This window comes from Mesorhizobium sp. M2C.T.Ca.TU.002.02.1.1, from assembly GCF_003997225.1.
In genome coordinates, this window is the sequence record NZ_RZTO01000909.1 from 1 (window position 1) to 2,297 (window position 2,297).

A 2,297-nucleotide genomic window follows, 5' to 3' on the forward strand; every position below is an offset into this window, starting at 1 on the left:
CACCAGCGGGGACGGCCAGTCCGGCCAGCGGTCGATCAGCGATGCCGCTTGCGCATTGGTGCCCGAGCCGACGAGCTCGTCGCGCGAATAGCCGGTGCCGTGGCCCAGATCGAGCGGCAGCTGGCGCGGCGTATCTGCTGGCTGAGCGGCCATCTCAGCCCCGCTTCGAGCGATGGCCGCCACCGCGATCGGCCGGCAATGGCGGCGCGGGCCCGGTGGCGTGGCCCTTGTAAAGCGGCGATTCGAGATAGCGGCCAATGGCGAAGCGCACGAGCACCGCAATCGCCGCCGAGGCCGGCACGGCAATCAAAAGACCGACGAAGCCGAACAGCGCGCCGAAGGCGAACAGCGCGAACATCAGCCAAACCGGATGCAGGCCGACGCTCTTCCCGACCAGCCGCGGCTGCAGGATGTTGCCCTCGATGAACTGGCCGACGAAGAACACGCAAGCCACCAGCACCACCATGGCCCAGTCCGGCCAGAACTGGACGAAGGCGACGCCGACGGCGAGCACGAGGCCGGTCAGCGAGCCGACATAGGGAATGAAGGAAATCAGGCCGGCGAAGAAGCCGATGAGGATGGCGAAGTTCAAGCCGGTCAGCGTCAAGCCCGTGGCGTACATGGCGCCGAGCACGAGGCAGAGCGTGCCCTGCCCGCGCACGAAGCCGGCGGTGGCGGTGTTGATGTCGCGGGCAAGCGCGCGCACCGTCTCGACATGGTCGCGCGGCACCCAGCCGTCGACCTCGGCCACCATGCGGTCCCAGTCGAGCAGCATGTAGAAGGCGACGACCGGGGTGACGACGAACAGGCTGACCACGGAGACCAGCGCCACGCCGGAACTCCAGATCGAGGTGAAGACGGCGGTGAGCAGGCTGAAGCCGGAGGTCAGCAGCGAGTTCAGCCCATCGCGCAGGCCGGCAGCGTTGACGCCAAAGCGCTGCTCCAGCCATTTCGGGTCGAAACTGGTGATCAGCGACTGCAGGCGGGTGAGATATTCCGGCAGCTTGCGGGCGAAATCGGCCATCTGCGTGGCCAGCACCGGCACCAGGATGACGAAGGCCAGCACCACGACGACGATGAAGGCGATCAGGATCACCGCGGTCGCCATGAGGCGCGAGAGGCCGAGCCGCTGCAGCCAGTCGGCGACCGGGTCGAGGAAATAGGCGAGCACCATGCCGGCCACGAACGGCAGGAGGATGCCCGAGAAGACGTAGAGGAACAGCGCCAGCAGCACGGCCGTTGCCAGCCAGAAGAGGATCTGGCGGCGAAGCCCGCCCGAGCCGTCGTCGGCGGCGATCACCGCGCCGTCATTGTCAGGCGTCCGTGCCGGAGCCGCCCGACTTGCCGATGCCCGACTTGATGTTGCCGGTTTGGGAGTTGCTCGTCCGGGAGCCTTCGCCATAGCCGCTCATATGCCTTAGCCAAGCCACGAGATAGGCCGCGGCCGAAGCCACGGTCAAGACCCCGGTCAGCAATATGAGCGCGGTCCGCAGCGGGCCGAGATGCACGGAGAAGGCAAGTTCGCCCAGCACAAGCGCGGCCAGCACGATCTGCGCAGCGGTGTTGGCCTTCGATACAAAGAGCGGCTTCACCTCGACCGGATGGCTCATCACGCTGGACAAGAGCACCGCGCAGACGATCAGCCCGTCACGCGAGACCATGGTCACCACCAGCCAGAGCGGCAGTTCGCCGGCAAAGCCCATGACGACGAAGACGGAGACAAGCAGCAGCTTGTCGGCGACCGGATCGAGGTAGGCGCCGAGGCGGGACGACTGGTTCCAGCGGCGCGCGATGAAGCCGTCGACGCCGTCGGAGATGCCGGCGACGAGGAAGCCGGCGAAGGCCCAACCCCAAAGCGACTGCAGCATGGCCAGCACCACGGCGGGCACGAGCAGCAGCCGCATGATCGTGATCATGTTGGGAAGGGTCACGTGATGTCCCGTCGTGTCTTTTGTTGGGAAAAGATGAGGGAGATGGGGGATGGGCGCAAGGGAGCAACTGCCATCTCCTCCCACGCGGCGGTAGATTGGCTATCGCTGCAGCCTCCCGCCAATCACCGCACTTTCCTCGGGAACAAACTCCCTCACCCGCGCGTCATCCTTGCTCCCCGAAACCATTCATGCGAAGAGCCCGCAATGGAAACAGGAACGAGCCGACGATGAGCAAGGGCGACAAGGCCAAGCGCAAGAACGGGCTCACCTATGCCGAGGCGGGCGTCGATATCGATGCCGGCAATCTGATGGTCGAGAAGATCAAGCCGCTGGTGCGCGCGACGCGCCGGCCGGGCGCCGATGGCG

The 2,297-nt window shown here is 66.3% G+C and carries 2 protein-coding genes and 1 pseudogene; 1 reads left to right on the forward strand and 2 read right to left on the reverse strand.

What is annotated here, in order from left to right:
* Positions 1–154: 154 nt before the first annotated feature.
* Together EOD07_RS31280 and EOD07_RS31285 are read right to left on the reverse strand one after the other, a co-directional pair.
* The gene (locus EOD07_RS31280) at positions 155–1,258 is read right to left on the reverse strand and encodes an AI-2E family transporter (protein WP_245470558.1); all 1,104 of its coding nucleotides are present in this window, start codon (positions 1,256–1,258) and stop codon (positions 155–157) included.
* 55 nt (positions 1,259–1,313) lie between these two features.
* Positions 1,314–1,931 (reverse strand): CDP-alcohol phosphatidyltransferase family protein, encoded by a 618-nt coding sequence (locus EOD07_RS31285; RefSeq protein WP_127238032.1) that lies wholly within the window; start codon positions 1,929–1,931, stop codon positions 1,314–1,316.
* Positions 1,932–2,158: 227 nt separating this feature from the next.
* Here EOD07_RS31285 and EOD07_RS38775 point away from each other — a divergent pair.
* Positions 2,159–2,297 (forward strand): annotated as a pseudogene (locus tag EOD07_RS38775) (phosphoribosylformylglycinamidine cyclo-ligase); the annotation flags it as partial.